The organism is Providencia sp. PROV267, assembly GCF_028477825.1.
In the GTDB taxonomy this organism is placed as follows: Bacteria; Pseudomonadota; Gammaproteobacteria; order Enterobacterales; family Enterobacteriaceae; genus Providencia; species Providencia stuartii.
Genome location: NZ_JAMPLX010000023.1, coordinates 47,433 through 61,132 on the forward strand (window position 1 = coordinate 47,433; position 13,700 = coordinate 61,132).

The following is a 13,700-nucleotide window of genomic DNA, read 5'->3' on the forward strand; positions in this document are numbered from 1 at the left end:
TCATGCAAAGTAAAAAAAGTGAAGTATGGGTAGGTTGTTTTATATTGCTAGCGATTGCGGCAATTATTTTTCTGTGCCTAAAAGTGGCGGATATAAAATCGCTCGGTAGCCAATCGACTTATCAGATTTCGGCCTCTTTTGAAAATATTGGTGGCTTAAAAGAAGGTTCCCCAGTGAAAGTGGGGGGCGTTGTGATTGGGCGCGTTGCTAGCATTACGCTTAACAAAGAGACCTATGTGCCTGATGTTAAAATTGACCTACTAAGTGAATATAATAATATTCCTGATACCAGCTCATTATCTATTCGTACTTCCGGCTTACTCGGTGAGCAATATATTGCGATGAATATCGGGCCCTATGGTGAAGGTCTCGATGCAGAATTATTGAAAGATGGTGGACGTATTGAAGATACCAAACCTGCGATGGTTTTAGAGGATTTGATAGGTCAATTCTTGTATAAGAGCGGCGATAGCCAAGGCGCTGAATCTCAACCTGCTCCTGCTGCTAATTGATTCGATGTTAAGACGAATTTAGAAGGAATAACTTATGTTTAAGCGCTTAATGATGATAGCAATGTTAGCGATTGCACCATTTGCAATGGCGATAGATCAAACCAACCCGTATAAACTGATGGATGAAGCGGCTGAAAAAACCTTTACCCGTTTAAAGAATGAGCAGCCGCAAATTCGTAAAGACCCTAACTACCTGAGAACTATTGTTCGTGAAGAATTATTGCCATATGTACAAATTAAATATGCAGGGGCTTTAGTCTTAGGCACTTACTACAAGAACGCGACGCCTGCGCAGCGTGACGCTTACTTTACTGCTTTCGAAGCGTATCTTGAGCAAGTTTATGGTCAAGCACTCGCGATGTACCATGGTCAAACTTATCAGATAGCACCAGAGCAACCTATTGGGAATAAAAACATTGTTGCTATTCGAGTCACCATCATAGATCCAAATGGCCGTCCACCAGTACGCCTTGATTTCCAATGGCGCAAAAACAGTAAAACAGGTAACTGGCAGGCCTATGATATGATTGCAGAGGGCGTCAGTATGATCACGACCAAACAAAACGAATGGGGTGATATCCTGCGTAAACAAGGCATTGATGGCTTAACAAAACAGTTAGAAATCAGTGCGAAAGCACCTATTACGCTGGAAGAGAAATAGTCAAATGAGTCATGATCTTACGTGGGAAAAGTCATCATCGGCATTGTTACTGTCCGGCACATTAGGCCGAGACTCTTTGCTGGTGTTCTGGGAAAAGCGAAAATCATTACTTGCTGAGGTTGAGCAAATCGATGTTTCGGGCTTGGAACACGTTGATTCAACAGGGCTAGCAATGCTAGTGCGCCTAAAAGGCGAATTGGCAACAGAAAAACGCTCACTGAAGATAGTCGGTATGAGTGATAATCTAACAACCTTGATGGAGCTTTATGGTGTTAAGTCATTATTGCTAAGTTAAGGTCAGTTTGTGTAAAGAAAGGCGCCTCTGCGTGTTTTTGTGCACCAGAGGCGTTTTCTTTGGTTTAAGAATTGTGACGGATCCTTTAGGATAGACGTCTATTTATACCCGTAACCAATGATTATAAAATTGAGTCATATATGGAACCCAACGAAATAAAACAAGTATTGATGGATAAGCTATCTCTGGATGAGGTAATTGTTAATGGTGATGGCAGCCACTTTCAGGTTATTGCCGTCGGTGCCATGTTTGAAAATATGAGCAGAGTCAAACAGCAACAAGCTGTTTATGCCCCTTTAATGGAGTATATCGCGGATAACCGTATTCATGCGCTTTCAATAAAAGCATATACCCCAGCAGAGTGGGCTCGCGACCGCAAGCTAAACGGTTTTTGATAAAAAATCCGCGAACAGTATTTAAAATCTATACTCCAAATATTTCACGTTGCCTGTCGTCGCTCAATGAAAGGAAGTTCTAGCAAGCCACTGGACCAAGGAAGTCGATTACATCCGCAACTTGAAGTATGGCGAGTGTGAATACGAGAGTAACCGAATGGATAAATTTTTAGTTAAAGGGCCTACCCGCTTAGAAGGTGAGGTAACAATTTCTGGTGCGAAAAATGCCGCATTACCAATTCTGTTCGCTGCGCTGTTGGCTGAAGAGCCGGTAGAGATCCAAAATGTACCTAAGCTTAGGGATATCGATACAACGATTAAGCTGCTGAATCAACTCGGAACGAAAGTTGAACGTAATGGTTCCATTTATGTTGATGCCAGAAATGTCACTGAATACTGTGCACCTTATGATCTGGTCAAAACCATGCGTGCTTCCATTTGGGCTCTCGCACCGCTAGTCGCTCGTTTTGGTCACGGGGAAGTTTCTTTACCGGGAGGCTGCGCGATTGGCGCTCGTCCTGTTGACCTACATATCTCAGGCTTAGAGCAGCTCGGCGCGCACATTATCCTAGAAGACGGCTATGTGAAAGCGACGGTTGATGGGCGTTTAAAAGGCGCTTGTATTGTCATGGATAAAGTGAGTGTTGGCGCTACGGTGACTATTATGACCGCGGCAACATTAGCTGAGGGCACGACAACTATTGAGAATGCCGCTCGCGAGCCAGAAATTGAAGATACGGCTAATTTCTTAAATACATTAGGTGCCAAAATTACCGGTGCTGGTACTGACCGCATTGTTATTGAAGGGGTTGAGCGCCTAGGTGGTGGTACCTATCGTGTACTGCCTGATCGTATTGAAACAGGTACTTTCCTTATTGCAGCAGCAGTTTCAAAAGGGAAAGTGGTTTGCCGTAACGCTCGTCCAGATACACTAGATGCCGTTTTGGCGAAGCTGCGCGAAGCAGGTGCTAAAATTGAGGTGGGCGAAGATTGGATCAGTCTTGATATGCAAGGCAAACGCCCTAAAGCGGTTACTTTGCGTACTGCACCGCATCCTGGCTTCCCAACAGATATGCAGGCTCAATTTAGCCTATTGAATTTAGTGGCTGAGGGGGCAGGGATGATCACAGAAACAATTTTTGAAAATCGTTTCATGCATATTCCTGAATTAATTCGTATGGGCGCGCATGCTGAAATCGAAAGTAATACTGTGTTATGCCATGGTGTGGAAAAGCTAACTGGAGCACAAGTCATGGCGACAGATTTGCGTGCATCAGCAAGCTTAGTCATTGCAGGTTGTATCGCGGAAGGTACTACAACGGTTGATCGTATCTATCATATCGACCGCGGATATGAGCATATTGAAGATAAGCTGCGTGGTTTAGGCGCGAATATCGAACGGATCAAATCTGACGATTAATTCGTGGATGAGAGCGATAAGATAAACATAAAAAGTTGTTCAAATTGAACAACTTTTTTTTGTATTGCTGTGGGGAGACTCTCAGAAAATAGCCTAGCCCGCTTGCCCTTCAGGTATCTCTTCGATGATCACATCGACATCTTTTACTTCACCATCACGTAAGATTTTTACTGGTACTTTGCTACCGGGGCGGATCTCTGCCACTAAGTCCATCGTTTCAGCGGCTGATATTGCAGGCTTATTATCGACGGATAAAATAATATCCCCTTGGAGAATGCCGGATTTAGCCGCTGGGCCATTGGGAGCAACTTGGAAAACGCGCAAACCTTTAATCTGATCGATATTGTTGTTGTTGGTTCTAATTTGCGGTAATTCACGTGCGGTGATCCCAATATAACCTCGGATCACACGCCCATCACGGATCAGTTTTTCCATAATTTTTGTAGCCAGTGCTGTTGGGATAGCAAAACTTAGGCCTTCTGAACTAACCCCTTGGCCTGCACTGAACGAAAGCGTGTTAATACCGACAAGCTCTCCTTCGCTATTAATCAAAGCTCCCCCTGAATTACCTGAATTAATCGATGCATCGGTTTGTAAAAAGTTTTGCCTCCGAGTGGAGCTTAACCCTACACGACCTGTTGCACTGATAATCCCTTGGGTGACGGTTTGACCAATATTATATGGGTTGCCGATAGCGAGCACGACATCGCCTACATGGGTGACGCGGAATTTATTAATTGGGATAACGGGAAGATTTTCTGCATCAATTTTTAGTACAGCTAAATCAGTCAGAGCATCCGAGCCAACTAATAGCGCATCAAAAATAGAGCCATCCTGTAAGGCGACTAAGATTTGATCAGGGTTATCAACCACATGCTTATTGGTGATGATATAGCCATTTGAACTCATGATCACACCCGAGCCAAGTGATTTCAATTCGCGGCCTGATTGAGAAAAACTGCCTTTTGAGCTGCTATAAACATAAACAACGGCTGGAGCGGCTTTACGCACAGCCTTATTATAACTGACAGGTTCGCTATCTATTTTACCATAAAGCAAATCTGCTAAGCCTTGAGGACGTAGGGAAGGAACCGCAACGATAATAATCATAGCGATTAATAGGCCTAGCATTGCTGCCCAGATAAGCTTTTTCACCATAAGATATCGAATTATTCAGGTTGTTGATGTTAATAAAGGGAACTTGAGCATAACATAAAAAAACAGGCACAGCAGTTTGTCCTGTACCTGTTTTGATCTTTTACAACAATTTTGTGTAACGCTCTAAATATTTCGAGTTAAAGGAAGCCATATGTAACCGACAGTCACTCGAAGTACAGAGGGCTAATTAGTTTTTCATCAACAGATATAAGGTTTCACCACCACGCAGAACCTTCATAGCAAGTACTGGTGGTTTAGCATCAATGACTTTACGGAACTGTTCGATGGTTTCGACACGAACATCGTTTACACCGTAAATGAGGTCACCTTTCACTAAACCGACAGCCGCTGCTGGTGATTTAGGTGTTACGTTATCGATCTGTACACCTTTGGTGTTATTAACTGTTGCGTTAGATAATGTTGCACCAAGTAATGATTCACTCAGTTTTTCCGCTTTAGTGGCTTCGCCTTCATTGTTTTCTAAAACCACTTTAACATCCATTGGTTTTCCTGAGCGGATCAAACCAATCGTGATCTCTTTACCAATCTGGCTAGTACCAATTTTGGCTCTCAGCTCAGCAAAGCTGTTGATACGTTTACCATCAACAGACACGAGGACGTCGCCTGATTTAATGCCTGCTTTTGCGGCAGAAGATTTAGGCAGAACTTCACTGACGAATGCGCCGCGTTGAGCATCGATATTAAAGGCTTTAGCAATATCTGAATTCATTTCGGTGCCTTTAATACCCAAAATACCGCGTCTTACTTCACCGTGCTTAATTAACTGCTCACTGAGGTTTTTCGCCATATTACTTGGGATAGCGAAGCCGATACCGATGTTACCACCGCCTGGAGCTAAGATTGCGGTATTGATACCAATCAATTCACCGTTTAAGTTAACCAGAGCACCACCGGAGTTACCGCGGTTGATAGAAGCATCGGTTTGGATAAAGTTTTCTAACCCTTCAAGGTTTAAACCACTACGACCCAGTGCCGAAATGATACCTGAAGTCGCTGTTTGCCCTAAACCAAATGGGTTACCAACGGCAACGGCAAAGTCACCAACACGGAGTTTATCTGAATCTGCCATGCTAACGGCGGTAAGGTTTTTGATATCTTTCGCATTGGTGATTTTCAGTAACGCAATATCGGTTTGCGCGTCTTTACCAATGAGTTTGACATCAATTTCACGCCCATCATTCAGTTGGATTTGGATCTTATCCGCGCCATCAATCACGTGATTATTCGTTAAAATGTAGCCTTGTTGTGCGTCAATAATAACGCCAGAGCCTAAGCCCTCAAATGGCCTAACACTTTGTTGTTGTGAAGGGATATTTGGGCCAAAGAAGAATTTTAATTCTTCTGGGATCTGCTGATTTTGAACGCGCGTACCAGAAACATGGATATTCACCACCGCTGGCAGTACTTTTTCAAGCATAGGTGCCAAGCTTGGCATATTTTGGCTTTGTGCCGTTGCTGGTAATGTCGCAGGCAAAGCAGCACTGCTAATTGAAGGTAAAATTGAAAGGGATAACCCTAGGCTCATTGCGACTGCAGTGAGAAAGAAATTTTTTCTTTTCATCATTCCGTAGATTCTCTCAAGAATAAAATTTATCAGGTTGTAGCCTTGCTACACCAATCAGGATATTTTTCTCATATCAGATTTGATTTTACTGATAACTATGACCATGGATTATGCGCAAAAGTTCATACAACGGGTAGCGGTTATCCATTATTTTACATCTATTTACATGTATTGTAGATGAGGACTTAATTTCTATACAGTTTTGAAATAAAAAGAAATATTTAATATGAAACGATATATTGTGAAATAGAGTTAACTGATTAATTTACAGCAGCAAACTCGTTGGTTTAGTGTAAATAGAAAATGATATTTGGTATCCACCAGCAAATTGCTTTGCTGGTGGTTCGACTCGTTATATTTTAAGTTGCAGCTTGCTGGATGAAGCTATTGTTCGCGCGCTGCCCCTCAAATACTTTAGAGCATAAATGAATAATTACTTCTCTTTTTCGTCAATAGGACGGAATAACCCTGATGCCCCATCGGAATAATCTCTTGGTGGCATTTTGACGGGTGCTTGGTCATTATCCGCTTCTGATTCTGTTAAGCGATAATTGAACGGGTTATCTTGCGCTGGCATATCTGGCATTAACTCAGATGAGCTTTGAGCCATATGCTGATATAGCTGACGATAATCACGAGCCATATTATCAAGTAATTCTGCACTGCGAGCAAAATGACCGACTAGCTCCTTACGGTACTCTTCTAGCTCAGTGTTTTTCTTGTCTAATTCAGCTTGTGCTGTTTTTTGTTGACGAAGTTTTGGGTTCCCATAACGGACAACTAATGCGCCGATGATGAAACCAATAACTAATCCAATTAGTGCATACTCCCAGGTCATGCTGACTCCTTCGTTTACTTCACTGTTCGCAGAAATTAAGCTTGGCTACCTATAACTATACCTGTTAATCACTAAAGAGTGGAATACTAAGGTGAAATTCCTTACTCTATTTAGCATTCGTTAACTAGACGTTAAATAATAAATGAATCTGGTTATAATAAGGGCAGTGTATACCATATAACGGTAAAAAAACCGAAAATTTTTTAAGGATTATTCAGTTAATGTCGCCGATGTCTCCTACTATGCGTTATCAGCAGGCTCTTGCTGAAGGTCACTACCAGCCTGATGACGTACAAAAACGTGCTGTAGAGCGTTTAGATGAAATTTATCAGCAACTGATCGCGTCATCCTCTTCAAATGAACAAAAGGAAAAGCCTTCTGGGTTGAAAATGCGCTTAGAACGTCTACTAGGCAAAAAGCATGCTGCTGTGACTGAACCTGTACAAGGGTTATACATGTGGGGGGGAGTTGGTCGAGGTAAAACTTGGCTTATGGATATGTTTTATGAAAGTTTACCGGGAAACCGGAAACTTCGTTTGCATTTTCATCGGTTTATGAAAAAAGTCCAAGAAGACTTGATGGCTCTGCAAGGTCAAGAAAACCCGCTAGATATTATTGCTGATGAGTTTAAAAAACAGACGGATGTCCTTTGTTTTGACGAGTTTTTTGTCTCTGATATCACGGATGCGATGATTTTAGGCACATTGCTTGAGGGGCTATTTGCCCGAGGCATCACGCTTATTGCGACATCCAATATTATCCCTGATGAGCTGTATCGTAATGGTCTGCAACGCGCTCGTTTTCTACCTGCAATTGAACAAATTAAAAAATATTGCGAAGTGATGAATGTTGATGCTGGGGTTGATTATCGGCTAAGAACATTAACTCAGGCTCATCTTTTCCTCTCTCCAATAAATGAAGAAAATCGCCAGCATCTCAATGAAATTTTCGTGAAGCTGGCAGGTAAGCAAGGCGAACAACAACCTGTATTAGAAGTGAATCATCGCAAAATGCAGGCTATCAGCAGCGCAGAAGGGGTACTTGCGATTGGTTTTAAAGCATTGTGTGATGAGCCTCGTAGCCAAAATGACTATATTTATCTAGCCAATTGTTATCACACTGTCATTTTATATGATGTGCCAGCGTTAGATTCCAAACAAGAAAATGCAGCACGGCGGTTTTTGGCGTTAGTGGATGAGTTTTATGAGCGTAAGGTTAAATTGATCATTAACGCACAGGTGCCGATGGAATCGCTGTACCAAGGTAATTTATTAGCCTTTGAATATCAGCGCTGCCTTTCTCGTTTACAGGAAATGCAAAGCGAAGAGTATTTAAAGATCCCGCATTTGGCTTAAGTCGATTAAATACCGGCATGCTATTCGCACAAAAAAGACGCAGTTCACCGCGTGGTGAAAAAAAATGTGTTTTGGGGTCGATTTTTATTGCTGACTTCTCTATAATCTTGCGACCCCACGTTACAGCGATATTTTCTTATTTCCCAAGAAATATCGCATAATGCCGGCTAGGCTGCTCGAAGGGGTAGGTTTGCTGGACAAGAGTCGTGTGAACCTCACAAAGCTTATGAACATGAGTGTTCACCAACGTGTAACTTCAATATTGGGTAAGTTTTAATGAAAACTTTTACAGCTAAACCAGAGACCGTAAAACGCGACTGGTACGTTGTTGATGCAGATGGCAAAACTTTAGGTCGTCTTGCAACTGAATTGGCTCGCCGTCTGCGCGGTAAGCATAAAGCGGAATATACTCCGCACGTGGATACTGGTGATTATATCATCGTTCTGAATGCAGAAAAAATTGCTGTTACCGGCAATAAGCGCGAAGACAAAATCTACTATCGCCACACAGGCCATGTAGGTGGAATTAAGCAAGCGACTTTCGAAGAAATGATTGCTCGCAGTCCTGAGCGTGTGATTGAAATCGCGGTTAAAGGCATGTTGCCAAAAGGGCCTCTGGGTCGTGCAATGTACCGTAAACTGAAAGTTTACGCAGGTAACGAGCACAACCACGCGGCACAACAACCGCAAGTTCTTGACATTTAATCGGGATTATAGGCAATGGCTGAAAATCAATACTACGGCACTGGTCGCCGCAAAAGCTCTTCCGCTCGTGTCTTCATTAAGCCAGGTAGCGGTAACATCACAATCAATCAGCGTACACTGGAACAGTACTTTGGCCGCGAAACTGCGCGCATGGTCGTTCGTCAGCCGCTAGAGTTGGTTGAAATGTTGGAAAAACTGGATCTGTACATCACTGTTAAAGGTGGTGGTATTTCAGGTCAGGCAGGCGCAATCCGTCACGGTATCACTCGTGCACTGATGGCTTATGATGAGACTCTTCGTTCTGATCTGCGTAAAGCTGGTTTCGTTACCCGTGATGCGCGTTCTGTTGAACGTAAAAAAGTTGGTCTACGCAAAGCACGTCGTCGTCCACAGTTCTCCAAACGTTAATTTGTTGCCCTTTGGGCATAAAATTGATGACAAAACCCGTCTTTATGGCGGGTTTTTTATTGTCTTGAATTTATCGTTGTGGGGGAGCGGATCTTTTAGGGGAATGGTATCCAATATGTTGTAACGCTTTATCTTTTTAGGCTGGAAGAGATTGAATATTATTTATTGTGGTGAAAAAGGGTAAGTGATTCGCTAATATAAATCTATTGCATATAAAAATTATGCAAACAGTATATTGTTAGTCTCAGTTACTGATCTTTAGGTAATTTACTCACTTTTGAGAAAAACCATTTTCTTTCTGAAAATGATAACTTTAGAGTTAACTTCAAGGTTTATATGCTAATAAGTTTTCATTAAGTATGTTAATGCTCTATTTTTTATGTTTTTATTTGTCTTAAAAGACATTTAGTTATGATTTTTTCATCAACATCCCCCTAAGTTGCACAAAATCTGCTAGAATATGCGACTGCTTTTTATTTTCTTATTTCTCGCAGCATTATTGCGAGAGGGTTGTGCTGGCTTTCAATATGGATAAATGAGAGTTTTAGCACAGGGGATTTTAAAATGAGCGGGCTCGTAATTATTAAAAAACTTATTACAGTTTAGTTCATTTTTATGCAACTTGGAGGTTTTAATGGCTGTCGCTCCTAACAAACGTTCGGTAATGACATTATTTTCAGGGCCAACCGACATCTTTAGTCATCAAGTCCGTATCGTTTTGGCTGAGAAAGGGGTTAGCGTTGAGATTGAACATGTCGAACAAGGTCATCTGCCTCAAGATCTGATTGATCTAAACCCATACCAGAGTGTTCCTACTCTTGTTGACCGTGATCTGACCCTATATGACCCACATATCATCATGGAATACCTTGATGAGCGTTTCCCTCATCCTCCATTAATGCCTGTTTATCCAGTTGCGCGTGGTACTAGCCGTCAACTGATGCATCGCATTGAAAAAGACTGGTATTCTCTGATGTACAAAATTGAGAAGGGAAGTGCACAGGAAGCCGATAACGCGCGTCGCCAATTAGCTGAAGAGCTGATTGCGGTGTCACCCGTTTTTGCTGAAATGCCTTTCTTTATGAGCGAAGAGTTCAGTCTCGTTGATTGCTATTTAGCACCGCTATTATGGCGTTTACCTGTATTGGGTATTGAACTGAAGCCTTCAAGCAGCAAGCACCTGCAAATGTATATGCAACGTGTTTTTGAACGTGACGCATTTTTGGCTTCACTGACTGAATTAGAGCGCGAAATGCGTCTTTCGGCACGAGGCTAAGTGTCATGATGGAAATGGCACCAATGACACCTCGACGCCCGTATCTGTTACGCGCGCATTACGAGTGGCTGCTCGATAACGATATGACGCCGCATTTGGTAGTTGATGTCTCCGTTCCTAATACCAACGTACCAATGGAATTTGTTCGTGATGGGCAAATTGTCTTGAACGTGGCGCCGCGTGCGGTTGGTAATTTTGAGATCACAAATGATGAAGTACGTTTTAACGCACGATTTGGTGGCGTACCTCGTCAGGTGTATGTTCCGATGGCTGCGATTATCGCTATCTACTCTCGTGAAAATGGGGCTGGCATGATGTTCGAACCTGAAACAGCCTATGAAGAGCAATTATCAGGTGAGCCAGAAGTGGTTGAAGATAACCCAGCGGATAACATCATGTTAGTTCACGAATCAGAGCCGACAAGTGATGAATCTACAGCATCGGATGATGAACCAACGCCACCCCCTAAAGGTAGGCCATCTCTCAGAGTTATCAAATAGTTGGTAAGTTATCTAGGTTAAAAAATAGAGGGAAGAGCATCTTCGACGCTGATCAATAAAGAAAAAATTGGCGAAATGGCTGATGACCCTTTGAATATATAAAATCCGATATTAAGGAATATAATATCGGATTTTTTTATGGTGTTGCTGATTGAGTCTACTTACTTCTAGATCGGTGATGCTGTCCACTCCTTATTGATTGAGATACACCAATTTATATTACCCAGTTAATCAGTAAGCTGCTTGCTATCGCGTTCAAGAAGAACTACAGCATCAATTTTCCAGCCAGATAAACCTTTTTAATAATTCAACTAGCGATGCTGGGTGATACGTATAATTACTGAAAGCTACTTTTACTTTGGCTTTATCTAGCCTCTTCTACAGTTATATTTCTTAGTCAAAAATCACATATATCTTGGGCATCAATATAATAATCCCAACTGATATCACGAGAGTGGATCTGATCTTTTATTCGTTGAGTGAGATAAATATCAATAATATTGTCACTTATTTCAACATAATCGGTATAGATAGCGATTAAATCATGCCGATAAAAACTCTCAGTGACCTATTTAGGCGATCACTTCGAGATAGCCATTTGTATATTGATATTATCTTTATACAAATGGTTTTATTCGTAATACGCATAATTGAAAAATATTATCGAGAAAAGAAAGCGTCTGATGAATTGTAGACTTTATTATCCCTTATCAGTGAGTGAGACGAGTTACCCTCTATAGCCATTTAACGAAGCTTAAGGCTTAGATAAAATAGTATCGTGCTGTAGCATTTTAGATGTGACAAACACATACAGCTAAAATTACTAATAAGTAGTCGAAGCCGCTCATCAATATTTGTTATGAACGTTATATAACCATTCCTAATATAATTAAATAGCGGCTCTCATGACTATTGATAAATCGAACCGCACTATTTTTTATGGGTTTGTATTTGTGTGATGAGATTGACTCGCGAGATAGATGAGCTTTAGGTTGAAAACGAAACAAACTAGAAAACGCGAAAATCGGTGTTTTGCAATACATGGATAAGCCATAAATCTAAATCCGATCAATATCCTGACAAGAAAATGCCAGTCAGTTTAGCTGACTGGCATTAGGAGGGGGGTATCACTACAGCCTATCGGTCGCTTACTAAGGCGTTAGCAATTAGACTCCCATAAAACATAAAATACCATCGGCAGCTTTACGTCCTTCAGCGATTGCGGTGACAACCAAATCAGAGCCTCGGACAATATCCCCCCCTGCAAATATTTTGGGGTTTGAAGTCTGGTAGGCCAAAAGCGCATCATGACTCGCGATAATACGCCCTTGATTATCGAGTTGCACATCGTGATCTGCGAGCCAAGGCATAACATGTGGACGAAAACCAAAGGCGGTGATCACGGCATCTGCGGGGAGCAAATGCTCAGACCCTTCAATGATTTCAGCTTGAGCACGACCATTTTTAGATGTGCTCATACTGGTTTTCACTACCTTAACACCACATACTTTTCCTTGTTGATCGACTTCAATACTGACTGGCTGCACATTAAATAAAAATTCAGCGCCTTCTTCACGCGCATTTTTTACCTCTCTAGGCGACCCTGGCATACTCGCTTCATCTCGACGATAAGCGCAGCTAACTCTTTTTGCACCTTGCCGAATAGCAGTACGGACACAATCCATTGCAGTATCACCACCACCAAGCACGACAACATGCTTATTGTTGAGGTCGATATAAGGTGCATCCTGTAACTCCTCAAACCCCATTAAATGACGCGTATTGGCAATCAGATACGGCAAGGCATCATGGACGCCATGGGCATTTTCATTGGCTAGCTGCCCTTTCGTTGATTGATAAGTTCCTGTACCTATAAATACGGCGTCATATTCATTGAGCAAATCACTTAAAGTCAGATCTTTGCCAATTTCCGTATTCAGTTTGAACTCAATTCCCATAGCGGTGAAAATCTCTCTACGGCGAGACATAATCTCTTTTTCGAGTTTGAAGGCAGGGATACCAAAAGTGAGTAATCCCCCAATTTCAGGGTGGCGATCATACACGGTTGCTTGAACACCATTGCGCGCTAAAACATCGGCACAGGCGAGACCAGCAGGGCCAGCCCCGATAATTGCAACACGTTTATTGACTGGCACAACATGGGAAAGATAGGGACGCCAGCCCATTGCAAAGGCAGTGTCATTAATATAACGCTCAATATTACCAATAGTGACAGCACCAAACTCATCGTTTAGGGTACATGCGCCTTCACATAGGCGATCTTGAGGACACACTCGACCACATACCTCAGGTAAGCTGTTGGTTTGATGAGAAAGCTCAGCAGCTTCAATAATACGCCCTTCATTCGCTAGTTTTAACCAATTAGGGATATAGTTGTGTACAGGGCATTTCCATTCACAGTATGGGTTGCCGCATGAAAGGCAGCGATCTGCCTGTGTTTGTGCTTGGATCGCGCTAAAAGGTTCATAGATTTCCACAAATTCAATCTTACGAACATTTAATGTTTTCTTCGGCGGGTCAACACGCTGTAAGTCGATAAATTGATAAACATTCTGGCTCATTTTTCTCTCC

Annotated in this window: 14 protein-coding genes; 10 read left to right on the forward strand and 4 right to left on the reverse strand. The window is 42.1% G+C overall.

What is annotated here, in order from left to right; translation table 11 throughout:
• Positions 1–2: 2 nt before the first annotated feature.
• The 5 genes from mlaD (at position 3) to murA (ending at position 3,283) form a co-directional block, all read left to right on the forward strand.
• Positions 3–512 carry an outer membrane lipid asymmetry maintenance protein MlaD gene (mlaD, locus tag PR709_RS15235; protein ID WP_004925461.1) on the forward strand — a complete coding sequence of 170 codons (510 nt, stop codon included), beginning with the start codon at positions 3–5 and terminating at the stop codon, positions 510–512.
• 34 nt (positions 513–546) lie between these two features.
• Positions 547–1,173, forward strand: a complete 627-nt coding sequence (gene mlaC, locus PR709_RS15240) for a phospholipid-binding protein MlaC (RefSeq protein WP_004925458.1) — start codon at positions 547–549, stop codon at positions 1,171–1,173.
• A 4-nt stretch (positions 1,174–1,177) separates the two neighbouring features.
• Positions 1,178–1,468, forward strand: coding sequence for a lipid asymmetry maintenance protein MlaB (gene mlaB / locus PR709_RS15245; protein WP_004925456.1), 291 nt, complete (start codon positions 1,178–1,180; stop codon positions 1,466–1,468).
• 140 nt (positions 1,469–1,608) lie between these two features.
• The gene (gene ibaG, locus PR709_RS15250; protein WP_004925453.1) at positions 1,609–1,863 is read left to right on the forward strand and encodes a BolA family iron metabolism protein IbaG; all 255 of its coding nucleotides are present in this window, start codon (positions 1,609–1,611) and stop codon (positions 1,861–1,863) included.
• 157 nt (positions 1,864–2,020) lie between these two features.
• The gene (gene murA / locus PR709_RS15255) at positions 2,021–3,283 is read left to right on the forward strand and encodes a UDP-N-acetylglucosamine 1-carboxyvinyltransferase (protein WP_004925449.1); all 1,263 of its coding nucleotides are present in this window, start codon (positions 2,021–2,023) and stop codon (positions 3,281–3,283) included.
• 93 nt (positions 3,284–3,376) lie between these two features.
• On the opposite strand, the gene degS is transcribed toward murA, so the two are convergent.
• The 3 genes from degS to zapG form a co-directional block, all read right to left on the reverse strand.
• Positions 3,377–4,441, reverse strand: a complete 1,065-nt coding sequence (gene degS, locus PR709_RS15260; RefSeq protein ID WP_004925447.1) for an outer membrane-stress sensor serine endopeptidase DegS — start codon at positions 4,439–4,441, stop codon at positions 3,377–3,379.
• Between the two features lie 187 nt (positions 4,442–4,628).
• Positions 4,629–6,023 carry a Do family serine endopeptidase gene (locus PR709_RS15265; protein ID WP_164457004.1) on the reverse strand — a complete coding sequence of 465 codons (1,395 nt, stop codon included), beginning with the start codon at positions 6,021–6,023 and terminating at the stop codon, positions 4,629–4,631.
• Between the two features lie 436 nt (positions 6,024–6,459).
• Positions 6,460–6,864, reverse strand: a complete 405-nt coding sequence (gene zapG / locus PR709_RS15270) for a Z-ring associated protein ZapG (protein WP_004925439.1) — start codon at positions 6,862–6,864, stop codon at positions 6,460–6,462.
• A gap of 221 nt (positions 6,865–7,085) precedes the next feature.
• Between zapG and zapE the strand changes: the two genes are divergently transcribed.
• The 5 genes from zapE (at position 7,086) to sspB (ending at position 11,108) form a co-directional block, all read left to right on the forward strand.
• On the forward strand, positions 7,086–8,219 hold the full coding sequence (zapE, locus tag PR709_RS15275) for a cell division protein ZapE (protein WP_036943068.1): 1,134 nt from the start codon (positions 7,086–7,088) through the stop codon (positions 8,217–8,219).
• 276 nt (positions 8,220–8,495) lie between these two features.
• On the forward strand, positions 8,496–8,924 hold the full coding sequence (rplM, locus tag PR709_RS15280) for a 50S ribosomal protein L13 (RefSeq protein WP_004925433.1): 429 nt from the start codon (positions 8,496–8,498) through the stop codon (positions 8,922–8,924).
• A 15-nt stretch (positions 8,925–8,939) separates the two neighbouring features.
• Positions 8,940–9,332 carry a 30S ribosomal protein S9 gene (gene rpsI / locus PR709_RS15285; RefSeq protein ID WP_004258235.1) on the forward strand — a complete coding sequence of 131 codons (393 nt, stop codon included), beginning with the start codon at positions 8,940–8,942 and terminating at the stop codon, positions 9,330–9,332.
• 634 nt (positions 9,333–9,966) lie between these two features.
• Positions 9,967–10,608 carry a stringent starvation protein SspA gene (sspA, locus tag PR709_RS15290; protein ID WP_004925425.1) on the forward strand — a complete coding sequence of 214 codons (642 nt, stop codon included), beginning with the start codon at positions 9,967–9,969 and terminating at the stop codon, positions 10,606–10,608.
• An 8-nt stretch (positions 10,609–10,616) separates the two neighbouring features.
• Positions 10,617–11,108, forward strand: a complete 492-nt coding sequence (gene sspB / locus PR709_RS15295; RefSeq protein ID WP_014657579.1) for a ClpXP protease specificity-enhancing factor — start codon at positions 10,617–10,619, stop codon at positions 11,106–11,108.
• Positions 11,109–12,274: 1,166 nt separating this feature from the next.
• Here sspB and PR709_RS15300 read toward each other — a convergent pair.
• A complete protein-coding gene (locus tag PR709_RS15300; protein WP_272570973.1) occupies positions 12,275–13,690 on the reverse strand; it encodes an FAD-dependent oxidoreductase in 1,416 nt (471 codons plus the stop codon).
• Between the last annotated feature and the right edge of the window lie 10 nt (positions 13,691–13,700).